This window comes from Nocardioides sp. cx-173 (assembly GCF_021117365.1).
GTDB lineage: Bacteria > Actinomycetota > Actinomycetes > Propionibacteriales > Nocardioidaceae > Nocardioides.
This window is the reverse complement of sequence record NZ_CP088262.1, coordinates 2,898,083-2,922,509: the sequence shown is the minus strand read 5'-3', so window position 1 is coordinate 2,922,509 and position 24,427 is coordinate 2,898,083. Positions and strand designations below refer to the sequence as shown.

The 24,427-nt window shown below is 74.2% G+C and carries 19 protein-coding genes; 14 read left to right on the top strand and 5 right to left on the bottom strand.

The genetic code is table 11. The features are described from left to right. Positions 1-8: 8 nt before the first annotated feature. The gene (locus tag LQ940_RS14170) at positions 9-770 is read right to left on the bottom strand and encodes an SDR family NAD(P)-dependent oxidoreductase (protein WP_231243979.1); all 762 of its coding nucleotides are present in this window, start codon (positions 768-770) and stop codon (positions 9-11) included. A 175-nt stretch (positions 771-945) separates the two neighbouring features. Between LQ940_RS14170 and leuS the strand changes: the two genes are divergently transcribed. The 5 genes from leuS (at position 946) to holA (ending at position 8,917) form a co-directional block, all read left to right on the top strand. Next, a complete protein-coding gene (gene leuS, locus LQ940_RS14165; RefSeq protein ID WP_231243980.1) occupies positions 946-3,429 on the top strand; it encodes a leucine--tRNA ligase in 2,484 nt (827 codons plus the stop codon). 24 nt (positions 3,430-3,453) lie between these two features. Further along, complete coding sequence (locus tag LQ940_RS14160; protein ID WP_231243981.1) at positions 3,454-4,308, top strand: DegV family protein; 855 nt, start codon at positions 3,454-3,456, stop codon at positions 4,306-4,308. A gap of 240 nt (positions 4,309-4,548) precedes the next feature. Then, entirely contained in the window at positions 4,549-5,592 is a 1,044-nt protein-coding gene (locus tag LQ940_RS14155) for a helix-hairpin-helix domain-containing protein (RefSeq protein WP_231243982.1), read from the top strand. Position 5,593: 1 nt separating this feature from the next. Then, positions 5,594-7,900 (top strand): ComEC/Rec2 family competence protein, encoded by a 2,307-nt coding sequence (locus LQ940_RS14150; protein WP_231243983.1) that lies wholly within the window; start codon positions 5,594-5,596, stop codon positions 7,898-7,900. A gap of 42 nt (positions 7,901-7,942) precedes the next feature. Beyond that, positions 7,943-8,917, top strand: coding sequence for a DNA polymerase III subunit delta (gene holA / locus LQ940_RS14145; RefSeq protein WP_231243984.1), 975 nt, complete (start codon positions 7,943-7,945; stop codon positions 8,915-8,917). 63 nt (positions 8,918-8,980) lie between these two features. On the opposite strand, the gene rpsT is transcribed toward holA, so the two are convergent. Further along, a complete protein-coding gene (gene rpsT / locus LQ940_RS14140) occupies positions 8,981-9,241 on the bottom strand; it encodes a 30S ribosomal protein S20 (RefSeq protein WP_231243985.1) in 261 nt (86 codons plus the stop codon). Positions 9,242-9,369: 128 nt separating this feature from the next. Then, positions 9,370-10,308 (bottom strand): hypothetical protein, encoded by a 939-nt coding sequence (locus tag LQ940_RS14135; protein ID WP_374229534.1) that lies wholly within the window; start codon positions 10,306-10,308, stop codon positions 9,370-9,372. 68 nt (positions 10,309-10,376) lie between these two features. Here LQ940_RS14135 and lepA point away from each other — a divergent pair, with 68 nt between their 5' ends. Both lepA and LQ940_RS14125 read left to right on the top strand, forming a co-directional pair. Beyond that, positions 10,377-12,254: a translation elongation factor 4 gene (gene lepA, locus LQ940_RS14130; RefSeq protein ID WP_374229535.1), complete on the top strand. Its 1,878-nt coding sequence runs from the start codon at positions 10,377-10,379 to the stop codon at positions 12,252-12,254. Between the two features lie 152 nt (positions 12,255-12,406). Then, the gene (locus LQ940_RS14125; protein WP_231243987.1) at positions 12,407-13,291 is read left to right on the top strand and encodes a JmjC domain-containing protein; all 885 of its coding nucleotides are present in this window, start codon (positions 12,407-12,409) and stop codon (positions 13,289-13,291) included. Here LQ940_RS14125 and LQ940_RS14120 read toward each other — a convergent pair. Next, the gene (locus LQ940_RS14120; RefSeq protein WP_231243988.1) at positions 13,221-14,285 is read right to left on the bottom strand and encodes a GNAT family N-acetyltransferase; all 1,065 of its coding nucleotides are present in this window, start codon (positions 14,283-14,285) and stop codon (positions 13,221-13,223) included. The genes LQ940_RS14125 and LQ940_RS14120 overlap by 71 nt on opposite strands. A gap of 151 nt (positions 14,286-14,436) precedes the next feature. Between LQ940_RS14120 and LQ940_RS14115 the strand changes: the two genes are divergently transcribed. Beyond that, a complete protein-coding gene (locus LQ940_RS14115; RefSeq protein WP_231243989.1) occupies positions 14,437-15,132 on the top strand; it encodes a hypothetical protein in 696 nt (231 codons plus the stop codon). A gap of 20 nt (positions 15,133-15,152) precedes the next feature. Here the strand turns inward: LQ940_RS14115 and LQ940_RS14110 are convergent, their stop codons facing one another. Further along, entirely contained in the window at positions 15,153-15,890 is a 738-nt protein-coding gene (locus tag LQ940_RS14110) for a hypothetical protein (RefSeq protein ID WP_231243990.1), read from the bottom strand. Positions 15,891-15,973: 83 nt separating this feature from the next. Between LQ940_RS14110 and LQ940_RS14105 the strand changes: the two genes are divergently transcribed. From LQ940_RS14105 to LQ940_RS14080, 6 genes are all read left to right on the top strand, one after another. Beyond that, complete coding sequence (locus LQ940_RS14105) at positions 15,974-18,724, top strand: oligosaccharide flippase family protein (protein WP_231243991.1); 2,751 nt, start codon at positions 15,974-15,976, stop codon at positions 18,722-18,724. After that, a complete protein-coding gene (locus LQ940_RS14100; RefSeq protein WP_231243992.1) occupies positions 18,721-19,536 on the top strand; it encodes a polysaccharide deacetylase family protein in 816 nt (271 codons plus the stop codon). The genes LQ940_RS14105 and LQ940_RS14100 overlap by 4 nt, the downstream gene beginning before the upstream one ends. Next, on the top strand, positions 19,530-20,834 hold the full coding sequence (locus LQ940_RS14095) for an O-antigen ligase family protein (RefSeq protein ID WP_231243993.1): 1,305 nt from the start codon (positions 19,530-19,532) through the stop codon (positions 20,832-20,834). The genes LQ940_RS14100 and LQ940_RS14095 overlap by 7 nt, the downstream gene beginning before the upstream one ends. Before the next feature lies 1 nt (position 20,835). Further along, positions 20,836-21,960 (top strand): glycosyltransferase family 4 protein, encoded by a 1,125-nt coding sequence (locus LQ940_RS14090; RefSeq protein WP_231243994.1) that lies wholly within the window; start codon positions 20,836-20,838, stop codon positions 21,958-21,960. Beyond that, positions 21,948-23,042, top strand: coding sequence for a glycosyltransferase (locus LQ940_RS14085; protein WP_231243995.1), 1,095 nt, complete (start codon positions 21,948-21,950; stop codon positions 23,040-23,042). The genes LQ940_RS14090 and LQ940_RS14085 overlap by 13 nt, the downstream gene beginning before the upstream one ends. A 97-nt stretch (positions 23,043-23,139) precedes the next feature. Further along, a complete protein-coding gene (locus LQ940_RS14080) occupies positions 23,140-24,408 on the top strand; it encodes a Wzz/FepE/Etk N-terminal domain-containing protein (RefSeq protein WP_231243996.1) in 1,269 nt (422 codons plus the stop codon). The last annotated feature ends 19 nt before the right edge of the window (positions 24,409-24,427 follow it).

Genomic DNA, 24,427 nt, shown 5'->3' with positions numbered 1-24,427 from the left:
GGCTGTGATCACGTAATCGTCATGCCGCCGTCGACCGGGAGCGTCTGGCCGGTGATGTAGCCGGCGGCGTCGGAGGCGAGGAAGACGACGGTCGCGGCGAGCTCAGCGGGATCTCCCTTGCGGCCGGCGATCAGGCGCGGGGCCTGGGACTCGAGGTAGCCGGGCGGGTACTGCTCGGTCATCTCGGAGTCGAAGAAGCCGGGGGCGATCGCGTTGACCCGGATGCCCTTGCGGCCGGTCCACTGCTGGGCCAGGTCACGGGTGAGGCCGATCAGGCCGGCCTTCGACGCGGCGTACGCCGCCTGGGGGAGCCCCGCGGTGGTCAGGCCGAGCACCGAGGAGATGTTGATGATGCTGGACCCGGGCTGCATCACGCGGCCGCACGCCTGGGCCATCCAGTAGCAGCCGTTGAGGTTGACGTCGATCACGCGGCGGAACTCGTCGGGCTCCTCGCGGGTGGCGGGCGCGGCGGTGCCGATCCCCGCGTTGTTGACGAGGATGTCGACCCGGCCGAACTCCTCCATGGCCAGGGCCACCAGGCGGGTGCACGAGTCGGGGTCGGCGACGTCCGTGGCGACGGCGAGCGCGCGGCGCCCGGCGGTCTCGACCAGGGCGGCGGTCTCGGCGAGCCGGTCGGCGCGGCGCGCCCCCAGCGCCACGTCGGCGCCGGCCTCGGCCAACCCCTGGGCGAAGGCCACCCCGAGCCCGCTCGAGGCGCCCGTCACCACGGCCACCTTGCCGTCCAGCCTGAACATGTCGCTCACGGTCATGGCGGCGACTTTAGGGCACGCCGTTTCGGGTAGGCTGGAGGCATGTGCAGGAACCTGCTTCTTACCTAGCCGCGTCGTTCATCCACGCACCGACGCGGCTGCCCCTCGTGACTGAGGGGCTTTTTTGTGCCCCAGGGCAGCAGCCAGCACGCACCGACAGCGGAGAGAGACACCGATGAGCGAGCAGCAGCACGACGAGACCGCGACGTACGACGTCGCCGCCACCGAGCGCAAGTGGCAGCCGGTCTGGGAGGAGCTGGACCCGTTCCGCGCGCACGACGACTCGCCGCGCGAGAAGAAGTACGCGCTGACGATGTTCCCCTACCCCAGTGGTGACCTGCACATGGGCCACGCGGAGGTCACGGCGCTGCACGACGTGATCGCGCGCTACTGGTGGCAGAAGGGCTACGAGGTCCTGAACCCGATGGGCTGGGACTCCTTCGGCCTGCCCGCCGAGAACGCCGCCATCCGCAACGACGCGCACCCGGCTGACTACACCTACGGCAACATCGCCACGCAGCTGGAGTCCTTCCAGCGCTACGGCGTGAGCTTCGACTGGTCGCGGCGCTTCAACACCTCCGACCCGGAGTACTACCGCTGGACGCAGTGGCTGTTCCTGCGCTTCCACGAGAAGGGCCTGGCCTACCGCAAGAACAGCTGGGTCAACTGGTGCCCCAACGACCAGACCGTGCTGGCCAACGAGCAGGTCGTCGACGGCGCGTGCGAGCGCTGCGGCGCGGAGGTGACCAAGCGCGAGCTGACGCAGTGGTACTTCCGCACGACGGCGTACGCCCAGGAGCTGCTGGACTGCCTGGACGACCTGCAGCCGACCTGGTCGGACAAGGTCGTCAACTCCCAGCGCAACTGGATCGGTCGCTCCGAGGGCGCGCACGTCGACTTCGTGATCGAGGGCCGCGAGGAGCCGCTGACCGTCTACACGACCCGGCCCGACACGCTGTTCGGAGCCACGTTCATGGTCGTCGCCGCCGACGCGGCGCTGGCCTCCGAGCTGGTCACCGACGAGCAGCGCCCCGCGCTGGAGGACTACCTGGTCGAGGTCCGCAAGGAGACCGAGATCAACCGGCTGGCCACCGACCGGCCCAAGACCGGCGTCTTCCTGGGCGTCCACGCCACCAACCCGCTGACCGGGGCCCGGATCCCGGTCTACGCCTCCGACTACGTGCTGGCCGACTACGGCACCGGCGCGATCATGGCCGTGCCCGGTCAGGACCAGCGCGACTGGGACTTCGCCCAGGCCTTCGACCTGCCGATCATCCGCACCGTCGAGCCGCCCGCAGACTGGGAGGGCCACGACACCATGGCGTTCACCGGCGACGGCCCCGCCATCAACTCGGCCAACGAGGAGATCGACCTGTCCGGCATGGGCGTCGACGAGGCGAAGTCGACCACCATCGCCTACCTGGAGCGCAAGGGCCTGGGCCGCGGCACCGTCAACTTCCGGCTGCGCGACTGGCTGCTCTCGCGGCAGCGCTACTGGGGCGCCCCGATCCCGATCATCCACTGCCCGGTGGACGGCGAGGTCGCCGTGCCCGACGACCAGCTGCCGGTCGAGCTGCCGGAGCTGCGCGGCGCTGACCTGAAGCCCAAGGGCACCTCGCCGCTGGGTGCGGCCACCGAGTGGGTCAACGTCACCTGCCCGACCTGCGGCGGCCCGGCGACGCGCGACACCGACACCATGGACACGTTCGTCGACTCGTCGTGGTACTTCCTGCGCTACGTCTCGCCGCACGACGACACGCAGCCCTTCGACACCGGCCTGGCCAACGCGTGGGGACCGGTCGACCTCTACGTCGGCGGCGACGAGCACGCGGTGCTGCACCTGCTCTACGCCCGCTTCTTCACCAAGGCCCTGCGCGACATGGGCATGGTCGACTGGGACGAGCCGTTCTCGGCGTACCTCTCCCAGGGCAAGGTCATCAACAACGGCCGCAAGATGAGCAAGTCGTTGGGCAACGGCGTCAGCCTGGGCGACCAGCTGGCGGAGTTCGGGGTCGACGCGGTGCGTCTGACGCTGGTCTTCGCGAGCCCGCCCGAGGACAACATCGACTGGGCGGACGTGTCGCCGGGTGGGTCGCTGCGGTTCCTGCAGCGCGCCTGGCGCCTGAGCGGCGACGTCTCGAGCGAGCCCGGGACCGACCCGGCCGGCGGCGACGTGGCGCTGCGGCGGCTGACCCACCGCACGCTCCATGAGGCCGAGAACCTGGTCGAGATCCACCGGTTCAACGTGATGGTGGCCCGCACCATGGAGCTGGTCAACGCGACCCGCAAGGCCATCGACTCGGGCCCCGGCGGCGCCGACCCGGCGGTGCGCGAGGCCGTGGAGGCGGTGGCGATCCTGCTGTCGCTGGTGGCGCCGTACACCGCCGAGGAGATGTGGGAGCGGCTGGGCCACCAGCCGACCGTGGCGCGCGCCGGCTGGCCGGTCGTCGACGAGGCACTGCTGGTGGAGGAGTCGGTCACGGCCGTCGTGCAGGTGCAGGGCAAGGTCCGCGGCCGCCTGGAGGTGGCGCCGGACATCTCCGCGGCCGACCTGGAGTCGCTGGCCCTGGCCGACGAGGGCGTACAGCGGGCGGTGGACGGGCGGGAGATCCGCAAGGTGATCGTGCGCGCCCCCAAGCTGGTCAACATCGTCGTCTGAGCCGGGGTCGCTACTGTTCGGCTCATGTCGGTCGCCGTCGTCACGGACTCGACCGCCACGCTCCCTGCGGAGGTGGCGGCGCAGCGCGGGATCCTCGTGGTCCCGCTGCAGGTGGTGATCGGCGCGCGCTCCTTCGACGAGGGCTCCCAGGAGGCGACGCCGGACAAGGTCGCGCAGGCCCTGCGCGAGTTCAAGCCGGTGAGCACCTCGCGGCCCGCGCCCGCGGCGATGCTGGACGCCTACGAGCGGGCGGCCCTCGCCGGGGCCAAGCAGATCGTGTCCGTGCACATCTCCGGCGACATGAGCGGCACCTTCGAGTCCGCGCAGCTCGCCGCGCGCGACGCGCCGGTGCGCGTCGAGTGCGTCGACAGCCGGCAGGTCGGCGTGGCCACCGGGTACGCCGCCCTCGCGGCCGCCGACGCCATCGGGCAGGGCGCCTCGGTCGAGGCGGCCGCGGAGGCCGCGCGTCGCCGCGCCGACGCGTCCCGCTCGCTCTTCTACGTCGACACGCTGGAGTACCTGCGCCGGGGCGGCCGCATCGGCACCGCCTCGGCGCTCTTCGGCGGGGCGCTCGCCGTCAAGCCGCTGCTGCAGATCGAGGACGGGGTGGTCGCCTCCCTGGAGAAGGTCCGTACCAGCGCCCGCGCGCTCGCCCGCCTCGAGGAGCTGGCCGTCGAGGCCGCCGGCAGTGCGTCGATCGACCTGTGCGTGGCCCACCTCGCCAACCCCGACCGTGCCGGCGTCCTTGCCGAGCGCCTCACCGACCGGCTCGCCGGCAACCTCGAGGGACGCGAGCCCTGGTGCGGCGAGCTCGGTGCGGTCCTCGGCGCGCACGTCGGGCCGGGGATGATCGCGGTCTGCGTGTCGCCTCGGCGGTAGCGGCAGGGTTATCAGCATCTGCTGATAACCCTGCGCTTCCGGGGCAGAACAACGGCCCAGAAGCGCAGGTTCCGGCCCAGAAGCGCTCGGGTCGGTCCGCTTCGATCGGGTGGGGTGCCGCCCGGGCTGGCGTCGCCGCGAGCCGGCGGCCGTCCACAGGTACGTCGCTCGTCGGGGCCTGTCCACAGGCGCCTCGGCGGCCTCGGCCCGATGTCCTCCGGCCTGCCTAACGTCGCCCTCATGCGTACCCGACGAGCCCAGCACGAGCACGACGAGGCGGTCGCGCGCCGGTTGGCCCAGCTGAGCGCGGAGCTGGCCGTGTCTCGCACCGAGGACCGGGCGGCCGCCCCGGAGACCACCGAGCAGGTCACCGGGGCGGTCGACCCCGCCGCGGGCGGCGAGTGGTGGGAGGGGCACACCCGCGTCCCTCCTGCCCGCCGCCCGCTGAGCGTCGTGCCGCTCCCGCCCCAGGACCAGGCCCCGCACCACCAGCCCTCGCACCAGCCCTCGCACCAGCCCTCGCACCGACCACCGCCCGCGAGGGGGCAGGAGGCCGAGTCGGCCCCGCCACCGGCGGTCCCGGTGCCGGGCCGCCACGCGGCGCGTCGCCGACGGGTGGTCGCCGGCGCCCTGCCCGACCCGCTCCGGGGCCGGGTGCTGCTGGGGCCGGCCCAGGTGACGGTGGTGGCCGTGCTGGTCGCGGTGGGCCTGGCGGCGACCGCCTGGTGGGTCGTGCGCGGGCGGGCCGACCCCGCATCGACGGCTCGGCCGCTGGCGTCCGCGGCGACGGGCGCCCTGGTGGCCGTACCCGAGCCGTCCCCCGCCTCGCCCGCAGCGACCGTGGCCCCGGCCGCGAGGCTGACCGTCGACGTCGCCGGCAAGGTACGCCGCCCCGGCATCCAGGTGCTCGACGCGGGGGCCCGGGTGGTCGACGCGATCGAGGCCGCCGGGGGAGCGCGGCCGGGGGTCGACCTGACCTCGCTCAACCTGGCGCGCCCGCTGGTCGACGGTGAGCAGGTCCTCGTGGGAGCAGCGGCGGCGAGCGGCGGCTCTGCGTCGCTGCCGACGCCCGCGCCTGGGGGCGCCGCCCCACCGCTGGTCAGCCTCAACGCGGCTGGCCAGGCCGAGCTGGAGACCCTGCCCGAGGTCGGTCCGGTGACCGCCCAGGCCATCCTCGCCTGGCGCGACGAGCACGGCGGCTTCTCCTCGGTGGAGGAGCTGCTCGAGGTCGACGGCATCGGGGACGCCACGCTGGCGCGGATCGCGCCGTACGTGACCATCTGACGTGGACGACGGGGAGGTGCGGCCGGATCCGCGCGGCCGGCACGACCTGCGGATGCCGGCGCTCGGGGCGGCCGGCTGGCTGGCCGGCATCGGTGCCCACCTCCTCGGGGCGTGGGTCTGGCTGCTGCTCGCGGCGCTCGCGGCGCTCGTGCTCCTCGCCGTCCGGCGCGCGTCGGCCACGGTGCTGGCGCTGACCCTCGTGGCGGCGGCCGTGGCGGGAGGCACGCTGCTGCGTCACGAGGCAGTGGCCGAGAACCCGGTCGGCGACCTGGCCCGGCAGCGCGCCGCGGCCAGCATCACGGGCACCGTGACGTCGGATCCCCGGCCCCTGGCCGGAGGCTTCGGGGAGCAGGTGCTCGTGCGCCTCGAGGTCCGCGAGGTCACGGGCCGCGGGCGCAGCTTCCGGCTGGCCACCCCGGTGCTCGTGATCGGCGGCGAGTCGTGGCGCCACGCCCCGCTCGGCTCCTCGGTCACGACGTCGGGACTGCTCGTCCCGGCCGACGGAGCCGACCTGGCCGGCGTCCTCACCTCGGCGCGCGACCCGGTGATGCGCGCGCCCCCGGACGTGTGGTGGCGGGCGGCCGGCGCCGTGCGGGCCTCGATCCGAGAGGCGGTGGCCCACCGGCCCGACGACCAGCGGGCGCTGGTCCCCGCGCTTGTGGACGGCGACGACGCCGGCCTCGATCCCGACCTCGCCGCGGACTTCCGTACGACGGGGCTGACGCACCTGACCGCGGTGTCCGGCACGAACCTGACGCTCGTCGTCGGCTTCTTGATGCTGCTGGCCCGGTGGTGCGGGGTCCGTGGCCGGTGGCTGCACGTCGTGGGGGCGGCCGGGATCGTCGGCTTCGTCCTGCTCGCCCGCACCGAGCCGAGCGTGCTCCGCGCGGCGGTCATGGGCGCGGTGGGGCTCCTGGCACTGGGTGTCGACGGCCGGCAGCGCGCCTTCCGAGCGCTGGGAGTGGCGGTGGTGGTGCTGCTGCTGGTCCAGCCCGGGCTGGCGCTCTCCGCCGGCTTCGCCCTGTCCGTGCTGGCGACTGCCGGCATCGTCGTGCTCGCCCCCGGGTGGCGCGACGCGATGAGCGGGTGGCTGCCGCGGTGGGCGGCCGAGGCGGTCGCGGTCCCGGCGGCGGCGCAGCTGGCGTGTACGCCGGTCGTGGCGGCGCTGTCCGGTCAGGTCAGCCTGGTCGCCGTGGTGGCCAACCTCGCGGTGGCGCCGATGGTGGGGCCGGCGACGGTGCTGGGGCTGGCCGGTGGCCTGGTGGGGCTGCTGCTGCCCCCGGCTGGCCGCCTCTTCGGCACCGGCGCGGCCTGGTGCGTGGCCTGGGTGGTTGCCGTGGCGCGCCGGGGTGCCGACCTGCCGGGGGCCGCCATCGACTGGGGCGCCGGCGTCGTCACCCTCGCTCTGCTCTGCTCCGTGTGCGCCGCGCTCGCCCTGGCTCTGCCCTGGCTCCTGCGCCGTCCGGCGAGGGGGGCCGGGGTGTTCGCCCTGCTGCTCGCGGTCGTCCTGGTGCGCCTGCCCACCCCGGGCTGGCCGGCGCCGGGCTGGGTGCTCGCGATGTGCGACGTCGGGCAGGGCGACGCGCTCGTGCTGCGTGCGGGCCCCGGCGAGGGGGTCGTGGTCGACGCCGGGCCGGACGCGGACGCCGTCGACGGCTGCCTGGACCGGCTGGGGATCGAGGAGGTGCCGCTGGTGGTGCTGACCCACTTCCACGCCGACCACGTGGACGGCCTGGCCGGGGTGCTGGCCGGGCGACGGGTCGGCGCCGTCGAGACCAGCTCGACCCCGGACCCCCCGTCCGGGGCCGAGCAGGTCGGCGAGGTGGCGGGGGAGTCGGGGCTGGCGCCGCTGATCGCGCCGTACGCCGGGACGCGCACCGTGGGCGCGGTCACGCTGCAGGTCCTCTGGCCGCCGCCGGGGCTCGCGGAGGTCGGCGTGGGCGACGGCAGCCGGGCCAACGACGCGAGCGTGGTGCTGCTGGCCGAGGTACGCGGCGTGCGCGTGCTGCTGACCGGCGACCTCGAGCCGGAGGGCCAGTCGGAGCTGGCCCCGGTGCTGGCGGGTCTTGACGTCGACGTGCTCAAGGTCCCGCACCACGGCAGCCGCTACCAGGACCTGGGTCTGCTGACCTCCCTGGAGGCCGAGGTCGCGCTGGTGTCGGTCGGCGCCGGCAACGACTACGGACACCCGGCGGGCAGTGTCCTGGATGCCCTGGTCGACGCCGGCGCCCGCGTCCTGCGCACCGACCTCGACGGCGACGTGCTGGTCGTCGCCGACGGCGGCGAGGTGTCGACCGTCACCCGCTGACCGCCCGTGTCCGGTGTCGGTGGGCTGTGGCAGGCTGACGCCATGCGCGCCGGTGACGTCCTGGGTCGGGTCACCCTCGTGACCGGCAAGGAGGAGTTCCTCAACGAGCGCACGATCTCCGCGGTGCGCGAGACCGTGCGCGCCCACGACGCGGAGGCCGAGCTCTCCGAGACGATGGCCTCCGACCTCACTCTCGGCACGCTGGGGGAGCTCTCGGCGCCGTCGCTGTTCTCCACCGTGCGCTGCGTGGTCGTGCGCAACCTCGAGCACCTGCCCGAGGAGTCGGTCGAGGGACTGCTGGGCTATGCCGCGGCACCGGCCGACGACGTCGCCCTGGTGCTCGCCCACGGCGGCGGGCAGAAGGGCTCCGGCGTACTCACCAAGCTGCGCAAGCTGAAGGGCGTCAGCGAGTCCAAGTCCGACGAGCTCCGGCCCTCGGAGTTCGCGGGATTCGTCGCCGCCGAGGTCCGCCGCCACGGGTCGACGATCGACCAGGAGGCGGCGTCGTTCCTGGTGACCGCCGTCGGCCACGACCTGCGCTCGCTCGCGGCCGCGGCCCACCAGCTCACCAACGACTTCCTGGGCCAGAGCCTGACGGTCGAGCGGGTCAAGCAGTACTTCGGTGGCCGCGCGGAGGCCAAGTCGTTCGCGGTCGCCGACGCGGCGTTCTCCGGCAGGCGCCAGGCCGCTCTGGAGGAGCTCCGCTGGGCGCTGGACGGAGGCACGGCGGCGGTGCTCGTCACCTCGGCGTTCGCCGGCAGCGCCCGCGGGCTGGCCCGCTACCAGGGCGCCGTGCGCGGCATGCGCGAGGCCGACCTCGCCCGTGAGGTCGGCGTGCCCCCGTGGAAGCTCCGCTCGATCCGCGAGCAGTCCCGCGGCTGGTCCGACGCCGGGTTGTCCCGGGTGATCCGCGCGGTGGCCAAGGCCGACGCCGACATCAAGGGGGCGGCGAGCGACCCGTCCTACACCCTGGAGCGGCTGGTCCTCACGGTCACCGCGCTGCGCGACCAGCACTGAGCCCGAAATGCAGCAGACCCGCCCGAGGTTGTCGGGCGGGTCGGCGCAGTCGCTGGGCTCAGGTCAGAGCGAGGCGGCCTTCTTGAAGAGCGACGACTTGCGGTTCGCGGCCTGGTTCTTGTGGATGACGCCCTTGGAGGCGGCCTTGTCCAGCTTGCGGGCGGCGTCGCGGCTCAGGGCGATCGCCTGGTCCTTGTCACCGGCCTCGGCGGCCTCGCGGAACTTGCGCACGGCGGTCTTGAGGTTGCTCTTGACCGCCTTGTTGCGCTCGTGACGCTTCTCGTTCTGCTTGTTCCGCTTGATCTGGCTCTTGATGTTCGCCACAGGGTGCGCCTTCGTCTCCGGGTGGATGCTGTCTCAGGTCGTGGTTGCGGTCGGCGCAGGCTGCTGCCGGACACGCGACGGACAAGATTAGCAGCGGGCCGCCCGGCCGCCCAAATCACCCGCGACGATCACCAGCCGCGCCGCTCGCACAGCCATTCCCACACGACCTCGCCCTGCCAGCGCTGTGCCTCGCGCAGGTACGGCGAGGACGGCGGGACCGGCTCGTCGCCCTGCCGCAGGAAGTACGCCGCCAGCAGCGCCAGCACGATGTCCACGTGCTCTGCGGGCACCTCGGCGGTCAGCGGGGCCGCGGCCAGGGCGGCGTCGACGTCCAGGCCGTCCCCGCGAGGGCCGATCATGAGGAACACGGTGTCGAGCCAGGCGGCGCCCACGACCGGCCAGTTCCAGTCGCACAGCACGGCCGAGCCGTCCGGGCCCACCAGGATGTTGTCGTCGCGCACGTCGGTGTGGACCAGGGTGTCGCCGGCCGTCACCTCGGCGAAGCGGGCCGCGAGCGCGGCCGCCTCCTCCAGGTGCGGCAGGTCGGGACGGGTGGTCCGGACGTGGTCCCAGAAGCCGGGGAACTCCGCGAACTCGACCTCGAAACGCTCGTGCGAGAGCGGACCCGGGGCCGGGGTGAGGACCTCGGCGGTCCGCGCCAGCATCGCCACCGCCGCCTGGAGGTCGGTGGCACGCCAGGGCCGGCGCGGGTTGCGGGCCTCGACGTGCTCCAGCCCGAGGACGACCCAGTCGTCGGCGTCGTGCACCCACAGCAGCCGCGGGGCAGGGGTGGCCGGCGGCAGCGCGGCCAGCTTGCGCGCCTCCTCGCGGTAGGAGTGCGCGAACATCCGCTGGGCCTTGGCCGAGGCGGCCTTGACGAAGTGTCGCGAGCCGTCCTCGCAGGTCAGCACCGACGCGAACCCCGGCGTGAAGCCGGCCCCCTGCGAGCGGGCGTCGACGACGGGGGAGCCGCAGCGCCGCTCCACCAGGGCTCGTGCGTGAGGCGGCAGGTGGGCCCACTCGAGGCGTCGGGCGGTCCGGCCGTGGGGGATCGGGGACGGGATCACGTCGGCCATCCTCCGGCACCGGCATCGGATTCTCGCTGCCGCCCATCCGCGTGGGAGGATCGGGCATCGTGTCCAAGCCCTCCGCCGCGCCCGCTCCGGGCCACACCGACCCTGCGATCCTGCGCAACTTCTGCATCATCGCGCACATCGACCACGGCAAGTCCACGCTCGCCGACAGGATGCTGCAGCTCACGGGCGTGGTCGACGCCCGCGCCGCCCGTGCGCAGTACCTCGACCGCATGGACATCGAGCGCGAGCGCGGCATCACGATCAAGAGCCAGGCGGTCCGGATGCCCTGGACTGTTCCGGCCGACAACGAGCAGGGCGCCGAGCCGGGCACCTACGTGCTCAACATGATCGACACCCCCGGCCACGTCGACTTCACCTACGAGGTGTCGCGCTCGCTCGAGGCCTGCGAGGCGGCGGTCCTGCTGGTCGACGCCGCCCAGGGCATCGAGGCGCAGACGCTGGCCAACCTCTACCTCGCCCTCGGTGCCGACCTGCACATCATCCCGGTGCTCAACAAGATCGACCTGCCCTCGGCGCAGCCGGAGAAGTACGCCGCCGAGCTCGCCGGCATCATCGGATGCGACCCCGCCGACGTGCTGCGGACCTCGGCCAAGACCGGGCTGGGCGTCGAGGCGCTCCTCAACGAGATCGTCCGGCAGACTCCGGCCCCCGTGGGCGACCCCGCGGCCCCGCCTCGCGCGCTGATCTTCGACTCCGTCTACGACACCTACCGCGGCGTCGTCACCTACGTCCGCGTGGTCGACGGCAAGCTCAGCCACCGCGACCGGATCAAGATGATGTCCAACGGCGTGGTGCACGAGATGCTCGAGGTCGGCGTCATCAGCCCCGAGCCCGTGAAGTCGACCGACCTGGGGGTCGGCGAGGTCGGCTACCTCATCACCGGGGTGAAGGACGTGCGGCAGTCGCGCGTCGGCGACACCGTCACCAGCCAACATCACGGCGCGAGCGAGCCCCTGGGCGGCTACAAGCACCCCAACCCGATGGTCTACTCCGGGCTCTACCCCATCGACGGCGACGACTACCCGACCCTGCGCGACGCCCTGGAGCGCCTGCAGCTCAACGACGCCGCGCTGGCCTACGAGCCCGAGACCTCGGGCGCACTGGGCTTCGGCTTCCGCTGCGGCTTCCTCGGGCTGCTGCACATGGAGATCGTGCGCGAGCGCCTCGAGCGGGAGTTCAACCTCGACCTCATCTCGACCGCACCCAACGTGGTCTACGAGGTCGTCATGGAGGACGGCAAGGTCATCGAGGTGACCAACCCCAGCGAGTACCCCGACGGCAAGATCGCCGAGGTGCGCGAGCCCGTCGTACGTGCCACGATCCTGAGCCCGTCCGACTTCATCGGCACGATCATGGAGCTGTGCCAGTCCAAGCGCGGCAACCTGCTGGGGATGGACTACCTCTCCGAGGACCGCGTCGAGATGCGCTACACGCTGCCCATGGGCGAGATCGTGTTCGACTTCTTCGACCAGCTGAAGTCGCGCACCAAGGGCTACGCCTCGCTCGACTACGAGCGCGCCGGCGACCAGGCCGCCGACCTCGTCAAGGTCGACATCCTGCTGCAGGGCGAGCCCGTCGACGCCTTCTCCGCGATCGTGCACAAGGACGCCGCCTACTCCTACGGCGTCATGCTGGCGGGCAAGCTCAAGGAGCTCATCCCACGCCAGCAGTTCGAGGTGCCGATCCAGGCCGCCATCGGCGCCCGGGTCATCGCCCGCGAGAACATCCGCGCGATCCGCAAGGACGTGCTCGCCAAGTGCTACGGCGGCGACATCACCCGCAAGCGCAAGCTGCTCGAGAAGCAGAAGGAGGGCAAGAAGCGGATGAAGATGGTGGGCCGCGTCGAGGTCCCCCAGGAGGCGTTCATCGCGGCTCTCTCCAACGCGCCCTCCGGGGAAAAGTCCGGCAAGAAGTGACCTAGATCACAGCGGCGCGCCATAACTCTCGCACTTCCGGGGTGTTGAACAGGAGTAAGAGTCCGTCGTACGGGTATGGGACTCTCGGGGGAACTTTGGTTCGCCCGTTTGCCAGGGGCTGGGGGGCCCTCATCAGCACGTTGGGGGGAACCATGAGCACGACGCCTATCCATGCCTTCGGGCCGCAGGTCGGCCGCGACTTCCAGCAGCGGCTCGCGGCGCGCGAGCCCACGCGGTTCCGTCACGGCCTGGTGGGCCACCCCTTGCTCACCCTCGACGCGATCGCGCAGCTCAGTGCCGAGCTGCCACCCGCCTCGGTCTCCGCGGAGGTCGGCGACAAGCCGCTCGCGGCCGGTGCCGCCGCCGGGGTGGCCGTGGCGGTGGGCGATGTCGCCGCCCAGATCCGCGACATCGCCACCAACAGCTCCTGGTTCACGCTGCTGCACATCCAGCAGGTGGATCGCTACCGCCGGCTCGTCGACGACATCCTCGACGGCCTGGCCGCGACGTCGGGCCTTTCCACCGCCAGCCTGCGGCGCCGGATGGGGTTCCTCTTCGCGAGCTCGCCCCACGCGGTGACCGCGGCGCACTTCGACATCGAGCACAGCTTCTGCATGCAGCTCGAGGGCACCCGGCTGCTGGGCTTCGGCCGGTTCGCCGACGAGGAGCAGCGCGAGAGCCACGTCCGGTCCTACTGGCGCGGCGACTTCGGCCGGTTCTCCACCCTGCCCGAGGTCACTGCCGAGTACGAGATCGGCCCCGGCGACGGCTGCTACATCCCGCCGTACACGCCGCACTGGATCACCAACTACGACGACACGTCGCTGTCCATGACGGTGACGTTCTTCAACGACGACAACGAGCGCGAGTCCCTCGTCCAGGCGTTCAACACCAAGGTGCAGCGGCTCGGGATCGACCCGCCCCCCTACGGGCGGTCGCCGGTGCGCGACGGCGCCAAGATCGCGTTCATGAAGGGCTACGGCGGCGCGAAGCGTCGGCTCGGTCTCTCAGGAGCCGCAGCCGGTGGCTCGCACTGAACGCCAGGGCCCAGAGCCCGACGAGACCGTGAGCGAGCACTCCGTGACCGACCCGCAGCCGCAGCACCGGCCGCGCCTGGTCGGCGTACGACGACTTGTACTCCTCCGCCCCCCGGAGCAGGTCGAGCTCGGTGAAGCCGGCCTCGACCGCGTCGGCGATGACGCGGTGGAGCAGCACGGTCGCGGCGCTGCCGTGTGCGCGGTCGGTCGACCGCGCCACCTGGTACAGGCTCAGCCGTCGGTCGGCGGTGAACGCCAGCGACACGGCGACCACCTCCTCCGGCGAGGCCAGCAGGTCCACCCGGGCCTCGCCGCATGCGACGCCCTCGGCGAAGGCGCCGGTGAGCGTGGGCAGGAGCTCCAGCAAGGGGCCGCGACCGTCCCGGGTCCCGTGCAGTCGGTGCAGCTCTGCGAGCGCGTCCGGCACGCCCGCCGCGGCGACGCGGGTGTGGACGTAGCCGGCCTCGCCGAGCCGCCGCTCGGCCTTGCGAGTCGCACGACGGAAGTTCGACGAACGCGACGCGAGATAGTCCTGGCCAGGCTCCGGCAGCGGCTGGTACGGCGCCAGGTCGACGGCCTGCGGCGTGCCCGGCAGGGCCGCCGCCAGGCGCGCGTCCGGGGCCAGTCCGACCAGGTCCAGCAGCCGCTGCCCGGGTCGGTCGAACCAGTGCCGCAGCCCGCGCTGGACCTCGGGCTCGCGACCGGGCACCGCGACCAGGTCGAGATGGTCGGGGCACAGGACGCCCTGCCCCGCGAACCGGTAGCGGTCGATGCCCACCAGTCGGTCGCGCGCCAGCGGCACTCCGCCGAGCAGCTCACCGTCCTGGAGCATCAGCAGGAAGGTGCTTGCGGCCGGGTCCGTCACACAGCCCAGCCAGAAGCTGCGCAGGAACGGCGAGGCGAGCGGCTGGCGCGACACCAGGGCGTCCCAGGCCATGGCGTGCTCATCGAGCGCTCCGACCTCGATCCACGAGACCTCGCCCGACGTCGACACGGAAGGAGCCTAGATCACGACGCTGCCGCGTGAGGCAGCCTTCGACAGCCGCCCCACGTGGGCGGGACCGGCCCACGAGGCCACCGGCAACACAAGCACGAGTCCGAGCCGCCACCGCAGCCTCCGGACTCGCCTTTGGGGGGAACACCGCATGACCGAACAACCGTCCATCACCGCGCCGTCCGCGGCCGACGACAGCAGCACCGCCGCCGAGCGCGCCCAGTCGCTGCGCGAGAACATCCGCGGTCTGCGCGATGTCGACGCACTCCTGGCGGAGGCCGGCCGGCTCAAGCGCGAGGCGGCCGCCGAGGCCGACCAGCTCGTCGCCGAGGCCCAGGCCCTGTCGGTGGAGCTGCTGGGGGAGGCAGAGCAGCGCGCCGAGGGCATCGTGGGCGTGGCCCGCGACGAGGCGGACCTGGTGCGAGGGCGCCTGGAGTCCGTCCTGGTCGGCATCGAGGGCAGTGTGCGCGAGTTCGGCGCCCATCTCGAGGGAGCGCTGCGCTCCGTCGACGCCTTGGCCAAGACCCTCGAGCAGGTCCGAGCCGAGCCGGCGCCCGAGAGCTCCGGGACCTCCGAGCGGCCCGACCCGGCTGGCCCGGCTGAGCCGGCTGGCCCCACAACGGCCGCCGCGCCAGCCGTGGCGGATCAGCCGCCGGTGCCGGGCAAGACGCTGGCCGAGGTCGAGCCGTCGGCGCCAGGGCCGGCCCAGGAGCCGGCCCAGCAGTCGGCCCAGAACTCAGGGGAGCACGAGGGCGGCCCGACGTCGCGCGTGAGCTACCGCCAGGACGCGAGTGACGAGCCGGCGGCACGCCCGCTCGGCTGGCTGTTCCGGCAGACGTCCAGCTGAACGTGTCGAGCCTGAGGCGATCAGCCGGTACACCCCGGTGCGGGCCGCGCCGGGGAGAGCACGGGGTAGGCGAGCACCGACGCGACCTCGGTCCCCGGGGGCACGGGGTGGAAGAGCTGCATCTCGATGCGGCGGCTTCCGCCTGCCGCGAAGCAGGCCCAGCGACCGGAGACCACGGCGAGGAACTCGCCGTGGGCGTCCACGAGGTGGGCCTGGAGGACCGCCTCGTCGACGGCCCCACCGGGGGTCGCGACGTCGGCGAGGACCACTGCGCCGCTGGCCCCTGCGGCCAGGCGGATCGCCGTCGCCTCCATCGGGGGCGGCTTCGTGGGGGAGGGGGCCCGCCACGCCACGTCGCGGAAGGCGACCTCGACGTCCTGGACCGACTCGACGTCGGTCCCGACGTCGACGTACAGGCCGAACGTCGCGCCCGGGGGCAGGTCGGTGACCACGCAGCAGTCGCGCGGCTCCGCCTCGCCCCTCGACGACGCGACGCTCACCCCGCTCGCGTCACGCGCCGTGACGGTGGCCGCCGCGTAGCGCAGGGTCCGCCGGGAGGGGTTGCGCACGAGGACCGAGAGCAGCCCGTCGACGGTGCCCCACGACTCCGTCACGAGCGGGGGAGGCGGCGCGGCCGCCTCGTTCACCGGCTCGGAGGACTGCTCGCCCGAGAGCTGGGCGCTCAGGTCCGAACAGCCCGTGAGCACCAGGAGACCGCCCAGTGACGCGACGAGCAGCATCGCGAAGCGTCGGTGCATCGGCCCCCCTGAGTCCGTACGCCGCCGGGGGCACCCCCGGCGCGCCCACTGTAAGGGCCGCGGCCCCGGCGCCGCACTGGACCGTGGGAGACCGGCTCGCGGGCTTCGCCGTGCTGCTGCCGGCCGACCCGCCCGGGCCGGTGGTCCTCGCCGTCACCGACGTCCTCGCTCCCCACCTCCTCGCCGCGTTCCCGGCGGCGACGGTCCTGCCGCCGGGCTGGTCAACCGGGGCGCCTGCGCCGCCGGCCGGATCGGCCGGGCTGGTGCTCGTCGACGCGCGCAGCCATGACGTCGAGACGCTCCGCCCGCTGCTGGCGCCCGAGGGGGTGCTCGCGACGCTGGGCGAGGACGGCGAGTACGTCGTGCATCCGAGCGCCGAGAGCCCCGAGATGCTGTGGCGGCGCGGCTGGCCGGTCAACGTCCCCAGCGGGCCGGTCCCGTGGCTGCGCCGCAGGGTGGCCCTCGCCGTGGGCCGCCCGGCCACCGCGCCCCGACTGCAGCTCAGCGGGCCCAGTCTCCCGAGCCTGGCCGAGGAGGTCGTCGCGGATCTGGGGCAGCTGACCGGCGAGCCCGGCCGCCTGGTCGGGGTCACGACCGCCGGTCACGCGGTCCTCCGCGTCCGCGGCGACGCCGGCGACGTGGCCGTACGGCTCTCGCTGACCGACCCCGACCGCGACGGCGACCGGGCGGCTCGGGTGCTCGAGGACGTCCCCGACCTGGCGCCGTACCTGCCCCCGGTCCTGGCACGCGGGCGCACGCGGGGGCGCCCGTGGGGCGCCACCGAGTGGAGGCCGCGGCGACGCGCGGCCCCGTCCTGGCCCTGGCCGAGCCCCGACCAGCAGTGGCGGGTCGCCGACGACGTGGCCTCGGTGCTGGCGGGCCGGATCACCGGGTCCACCGGGCCCGGGTGGGCCGAGGCATGGTGCGCGGCGGCGGAGGTGGTGCCGGCGGCCGACCGGCGACGGTGGGCCGACGAGCTGCGTGCGCTCGAGGGCGGACTCCCGACCACGTGGTGCCACGGCGACCTGTGGCCCGGCAACGTGCTCGTCGACGGTGACACCAGCGTCGTCATCGACTGGGACAACGCCTCGCCCGACGCCCCTCAGGGCATGGACGGCCTGCTGATGCCGGCGCTGCGCGCCGCCGGCGACCCGAGCCGGCTGCCGACCGAGGAGATCCTGTCGCTCGTCGACGAGGTCGGGCCGGTCGCCGACACCCTCGTCGCGGGACGCCGCTGGTCGGACTGGGAGCGACCGATGCGGCGCTCCCTGGCTCTCGCGGCCGTGGTCCTCTACCTGCGCAACCGCTCCCTGCACGACCTGGGCGAGGAGACGCTCGCCCGCCACCTCTCCGCCGTCACGCAGGCACTGGAGGCGTCGCCCCCGCCGCCGGCTCCGCCCGCCGCGGACCAGGCGGGGCGCACCGCCCGCGGGGCGCTCTGGCTGGCGACCAACGGCATCGTGGTCAAGGGCGCCCAGACGATCGTGCTGCTGACGCTGGCGGCGCTGCTCGCCCCCTCGGCCCTCGGCCTGGTGGCGCTCGGCACGCTCGTCGCCAACTTCTCGCTCCAGGTCACCAGCCTGGGCACCGCCAGCGCGCTGGTCTACTGGCGCGGCGACGTGCTGCGCGCTGCCCGCACCGCGGTGACCATCGGAGCCGGGCTGGGCGCGGTGCTCGCCGCCGCACTGTGGGTGTCCGCGCCCTGGCTGGCCTCCGCGTTGCGTGCCGAGGACGGGGGAGCAGCGGTGATCCGGGGGCTGACGGTCACGCTGCCCTTCCTCGCGGTCGCCTCGGTGACCAACGAGCTCCTCCGGCGGCGACTGGAGTTCCTGCGCCGGATCATCCCCGACACGGTCTCCTCGGTCGTGGGCGCCACCGTGGCGATCGCCATGGTGATGCAGGGCAGCGGCGTCATGGCCCTGGTCGTCGGGCAGGTCGTCCAGGGCGTGCTCACCCTGGTGCTGGCCTGGGTGGTGCACCCGCCCGTGCTGCCCGGCTGGGACCGGGAGGACGCGCGCGGCCTGCTGTCGTACGGCGGGCCGTACGCCGGCGCCAACCTGCTCGAGCTGGTGCAGCTCAACGTCGACTACCTGGTCGTGGCCCGGGTGCTCGGCGCGGTCGCCCTGGGGCAGTACTCCCTCGGCTTCCGGCTGGCCTTCATGCCGTACCTGATGATCGTCGTGGTCATCACCGGTGCCGCGTTCCCGTACCTGTGCCGGATGCGTGGGCGGGACCTCGGCCGGTCGGCCACCGTGGTGATGACGGTGACCCTCACGCTGATCGCGCCCCTGTGCGTGGGCCTCGCGGTCTTCGCCGACCACCTCGTGCTGCTCGGCGACAAGTGGGCCGACGGCGTGCCGGTGGTCGGCTGGCTCGCCCTGTACGCCGCCCTGCTGAGCGTCGGCCAGCTCGTGCAGACCTCGCTCAACGCCGCCGGACGCCCCGCCGTCTCGATGTGCCTGCGCCTCACGCACCTGCTGCTCCTGCTCGCGATCGTGCTGGCCGTGGTCGACCACGGCATCACCGCGGTCGCCGTCGGGCAGGTCCTCGCGGCGAGCGTGGTGGCGCTGGTCGCCCTGGTGCTCGCCCGGGTGTTCGTCACCGGCTTCTCGCTGCGCGGGCTCGCGTGGTCGCTGCGGCCCGCCGCCACCGGCGTCCTCGCCATGACCGCCGTGGTGCTGGCCGTGCGCCGGCTGTTCCCGGTCGCCGAGCCGTCCCTCACCCACCTGCTCGTGGTGGGGACGATCGGCGTGCTCGCGTTCGCCCTGCCCGTGTGGCTCCTGGACCGGGACAACCTGCGCGAGGCCGGCCGGCTCCTGCGGAGACCGGCATGAGGCCCGGGGTCCGCGCGCTGGCCACGGTGCTCCACCCGGTGGCGGCCGCCACCCACCGGCTGCGCCGTACGCCGCCGCTCAGCCTGGTGGGCTGGCACCGGGTCGACGACTCGGGCGACGGGCTGGCCACGCCGGTGGCGGCGTTCCGCCGGCACCTCGACGAGCTGGCTGCCTGGGGCGCGGTCGTGCTGCCGCTGGACGACGCCGTGGACCGGCTGCGCTCCGGCAGGCTGCCGGAGCGGGCCGTGGCGCTGACGTTCGACGACGGCTACGCCAGCGTCGTGGAGACCGCCTGGCCGCTGCTTCGCGAGCGGGGCCTGCCCGCCACCCTCTTCGCGGTCTCCGGCTACCTGCCCGGCGAGCGCCGGTTCGCTTGGGACCTCGGCCGGCCCGAGCACGAGGGGCACCGACGGGTCACCGCGGCGGCGCTGGTGGCCGCCGCCGAGGACGGCCTGGACGTCGGCTCGCACACCGTCAGCCACCCGTGGCTGCCGCGGCTGAGCCCGCGGGAGCAGCGGCGCGAGCTGGTGGACTCCAAGGAGGCGCTCGAGCAGCTGCTGGGTCGCCGGGTGACCTCCGTGGCGTACCCCACCGGTGGCTGGGACCCCGACGTACGCCGGGCCGCCGGCGAGGCGGGCTACACGATCGGCGTCACGGTGGACCGGGGCGCGAACCCGCCCGCGACCCCGCTGCTCTCGCTGCGTCGCTCCTTCGTGCCGCACGACCCTCGTGACCTGCGCCCGATGCTGGACGGTGCCTACACGGCGCTGCGCCCGCTCGACAGCTGGCGGCGCCGGCGGCCGCCGTGGTGAGCCTCGCCGCGCCCCCCACGGGCCGTGGCCGCCCGGTGGTCGTCCCCGCACTCATCGCTGCGGTGGTGCTGGGCCTGGCCGCCGGGTTCGCGCCGCGCGAGGCGCTGGTCGGGCTGCTGCTGCTCGGGGTCGTGGTCACCCTGCTGCTGCGCGTCGACTGGGCCGCACTGGCGGTCGTCGGCACGGCCGTGTTCGAGGACTACCTGACCCTCGTCGACCCCCGCGCCGTGAAGGGGCTGGCGGCCGTGCTGGTGTGCTCGTGGCTGCTGCGGCGCTGTGCGGGTCTCCGGCACAGCTCGGGTCTCGGCCCCGTGCTGGTCTGCGCCCTGGTCTTCGTGGGCGTGCTGCTCGCCGCGACGGTGCTGCACGCCAACGGGCGCACCGGGCTCGACATCCTGCTGCGCTACGCCGGGTTCCTCGCCGTGCTCGCCGTCCTCACCGACTGCATGCGCGGCGGCCTGGCGCCGGCCCGTGTGGCTCGGGTCTACGTCGTGTCCTGCACCCTCGCCTCCGTCTGCGGCGTGCTCGTCTACGTCCTGGGCGCGGACCGGCGGGTGGGCGGTCCGATCGAGGACCCCAACGACCTCGCCTTCTTCCTGCTCGCGGCCCTCCCGCTGGCGTTCGCGCTGCGCCGCACCGCGCGTCGCGCGTGGACCTACGACCTCGCCGCGGGGCTGGTGCTCCTGGCGCTCCTGGGCACCCTGTCGCGCGGTGCCCTGGTGGGCGTCGCGGTGATGCTTCTCGCCGCACTGCTGATGGGGCTCGTGCGGCTGCGGCTGGCCCTCGGGTTCGCGGCCCTGCTCGGGGCCGGGCTCCTGGTCGTGCTCGCCGCGTTCCCGCAGCTGGTGGACACCAGCCTGGACCAGAAGGGCCACGTCGCCGGCCAGAACATCTCCGAGCGCCTCGACCTGTGGCAGTCGGCCTCCGCCATGACGCTCGAGAGCCCCGTGCTGGGTCTCGGCCCGGGCTCGTTCAGCCTGCAGCACCGCGACTACGCCGACTCCCTGCCGCGCGACATCAACCACCACCTCAGCGTCGCCCACAACACCTACCTGGAGATCTCGAGCGAGACCGGGCTCGTTGGCCTCGCCGCGTTCCTCGCGATCCTCGTCGCGGCGTACGCCGGCGCGAGGTCGCGCTGGGGGCGTACCGGCGACACGCTCGGGGCCGCGGTGTGCGTGGGGCTGCTCGGAACGGCCGCTGCGGCGGCGTTCGTCACCGAGCAGTACTTCCTGCCGCTGTGGCTGCTCGCCGCGCTCGGCGCGGGCCTCGCACCGGCCCGTGGGCGAGGAGCCTGACATGCGCCTCGTCCAGCTGCTGACCCAATCGACCGGGGGACCGGTCGACCACGCCGTCGACGTCGCCGTCGCACTGGCCGGGCGCGGTCACGAGAGCCACCTGGTCGGTCCGGAGTCCGCGGGGACGGCGCGAGCCCGCGCCGCCGGGGTCACCTGCCACCCGCTCGAGATGACCACCAAGCGGGACCTCGCCGGCGGCGCCCGTGTCGCCCGTCGGCTCGCGGCGCTGCGGCCCGACATCGTGCATCTGCAGGACCGGCGGGCCGGCTGGCTGGGGCGCCTCGTGGGGCGCGGCCTGGGCGGTGCCGGGCTGGTCTACACCCTGCACGGCGTGGCTGACGGCCTCTCGGATCTGGTGCCCGGCAACGCCCTCGCCGCCCCCCGACGACGCCGGGACAGCTGGTACTACCTGCACGGCGAGCGCGCGGTGACGCGCTGGAGCGGGGCCCGGGTCGTGGTGCCGAGCGCCGCTGTGGCCGGCTTCGCCGTCGACCAGGTGCGGCTGGACCCCACGCGCGTGGACGTGGTGGCCAACGGTGTGGACCCGCTGCGCTTCGCACCGCCTGCGACGACCACGACCACCCGCCCCCGGCCGCCGACGGTGCTGTGGCTCGGGGTGCTGGCCGAGGTCAAGCGGGTCGACGTCCTGCTCGACGCGGCGCAGCGGGTCCCCGACCTGCGGGTCCTGGTCGCCGGTGACGGGCCGCTGCTGCCTCAGGTCCGGCGCCGGGTCGCGGATGCGGGCCTCGTCGACCGGGTCTCGCTGCTAGGGCGGGTGGCCGACCCCGCTCCGGTCCTCGCCCGCGCGGACCTGTTCGCGCTGACCTCGGCGGCCGAGAACTGCCCGCTCGCGCTGCTGCAGGCGATGGCGTGCGGGCTGCCGGCCGTGGCCACGGCCGTCGGCGGCGTGCCGGAGGTGCTGCGCGACGGCGTGGACGGGCTGCTGTGCGAGGTCGGGGACGTGGCGGGGCTGGCCGCCGGGCTGAGTGCGCTCGCCGGGGATCCCGGCGCCCGGGCCCGCATGGGCGCCGCGGCTCGGTCGCGCGTCCTCGACGGCTACACGCTGGACCACTGCGTCGACGGCCTGCTCGAGAGCTACGCGAGGGCCCGGACATGCGCACGCTGATCGTCGTGGCCGAGCTCGGCTCGGGCGGGGCCGAGACCATGGTCGACACGCTCGCCCGGCAGCTCACGGTCGCAGGCGACCTGGTCACGGTCGCGAGCAACGGCGGCTGGCGCGCCGACCGGCTGGCCGAGGACGGCATCGCGACGCTGCAGGTGCCGCTGCGGTCCGCGTCGCCGGTGTCGCTGCTCCGGGCGGTGCTGACGATTCGCCGGGAGGTACGCCGGCGGCCGGTCGACGTCGTGCACGCGCACAACGTGCGTGCCGCGCTGGCCGCGAGCCTTGGCACGTCCGGGCTGCGCCCCCGGCCGCGCCTCGTGTGCACCGTGCACGGCCTGGCCGACGCCGACTACGCACCGGCGGCCCGGCTGCTGCGCCGCTGCGCGGACGTCGTGGTGGCGGTCTCGGCGGACGTGCTCGACCGGCTGCGGGCGGCCGGGCTCGACGAGAGCCGGCTGCGGGTCGTCGAGAACGCCGCCCCCGTCCTCCCGGCCGCGGATCGGGCGGCGGCCCGCCGCCGGCTGGGGCTCGCGCCGGACCGCGAGGTCGTCCTGTGCCTGGCCAGGCTGGCCCCGCCCAAGCGGCACGACCTGCTGCTCGACGCGTGGGCGGAGCTTCCCGGCGATGCCCTCCTCCTCCTGGCCGGCGACGGCCCCGAGCGCGGCTCGCTCGAGCGCCGGGTGCGGGCCGACGGTCTGGGCGACCGCGTCGTGCTGCTCGGCGACCGCCGCGACGTCGCCGAGCTGCTCGCCGCCAGCGACGCCCTCGTGCTCGCCAGCGACCGCGAGGGTCTGCCGGTCAGCGTGCTGGAGGCGTTCTCGGCCGGCGTGCCGGTCGTCGCCTCGGCCGTGGGCGGCCTGCGCATCCTCGACCCCGCCGCCGTCGAGCTCGTGGCCCCCGGATCGGCGGACGAGCTGGCGGGCGGGCTGGCCAGGGTGCTGCGCGACCCGGCCCGGCGCGACGCGATGCGGGTCGCCGCACGGGCCGTCGGGGAGCGGCGCTTCACGTCGACCGCGATGGTGGCGGCGTACCGCGATCTCTATCTGACGTTCGGCACCCGCCGTCCGTCTCGTCACGTAGGCTGAGGAAGAGCGATGGTCTGGACCAGTGCGCGGGTGTCTGGCACGGGGGGAAGAGCGGCCGTTCCGGCTGCGGAGCTACGGGCACGAGCGGGGATGACCAGTGGAGCTGCGTGACGTGGCAGGCGCCCTGTGGCGCCAGAAGGTGCTCGTGGTCCTCGTGCTCGTGGCGACGGCGGCGGCGGTGACGGCCGGGCTCATGGTGGCGCCCAAGTCCTACACCTCCACGGCCACGGTGGCGGCCACCGCTGCGCCGGACACCACGACCAGCAGCGAGGACCTCGACGACCTGCGCGGCACCCTCGGTGAGGTCGCCAACTCGCGCGCGGTGCTCGAGGAGGTGCAGACCCGGCTGGACGCCCCCCGCACGCTCGACCAGCTCCGGCGCGAGATCAGCGGCGCCTGGGTCGAGGGGACGATCCTGGTGCAGGTCACCGTCGAGGACGGGGACCCCGAGACCGCCGCCCGGATCGCGAACCTCGTGGCCGAGGTCCTGCCGCTGCACGACCCGAGCAACGGGGCGTTCCTCTTCACCACCAGCAACCCCGCGCAGGTGCCCTTGACCTACTCGAGCCCGAACCTGCTGCTCGGCATCGGGGTCGGTGCGCTGCTGGCGCTGGTGCTGGCGGTCTCCGCGGCGCTCGTGCGCGACCGGCGTGCCACGACGGTCACCGGGGTCCCGAGCGTCGAGGCGGCCGCGTCCGCCCCGGTACTCGCCCGGGTCGCCGCGCCGCGCGACCCCACGACCCTGCCGGCGCTCTACCCCGGGACGAGCGCCGCCGCCGTCTTCCGGCAGCTGCGCATCGCCCTCGAGGCCGAGGCCAGCACGGAGCCGGTGCACCGGATCGTCGTGACCGGGGTGACGACCGCCGACGTCAACGTGTGGCTGGGTGCGAATCTGGCGATCTCTCTCGCCAACGCCGGACGGCGGGTCCTCATGGTCGACGGCCGGATGGGGGAGCGCCACGGCAAGCCGATCGTCGGCGGACCCGAGACCACGGGCCTGTACGAGGTCCTCACCGGCGGCGAGCTCGACTCCGCGCTCAGCCCCGGCCCCGTCCAGAACCTCACCGTCCTGCCCTCCGGAAGCTGGGGCGGTGAGCCCACCGACGTCCTCGTCGAGACCCGCTTCTCCGAGGCCATGGACGCGATGGCTGCCCGCTTCGACGTCGTCGTCGTGCTCGCGCCGCCCCTCGACGTGGGCGACGACGCCCGGGTGATGGGTCGTGGCGGCTCGATGCTGCTCGCGGTCCCCGAGGGCAGCGTGTCGACCGCTCAGCTGCGCACCCACGTGGGTCGGGTGCGCACGGCGGGCGTGCGCCTGCTGGGCACCGTCCTGGTCACCCGTCGCGGCGAGCGGGTCGCGGCCTGACCGCCCCGGCCCTCCGCGT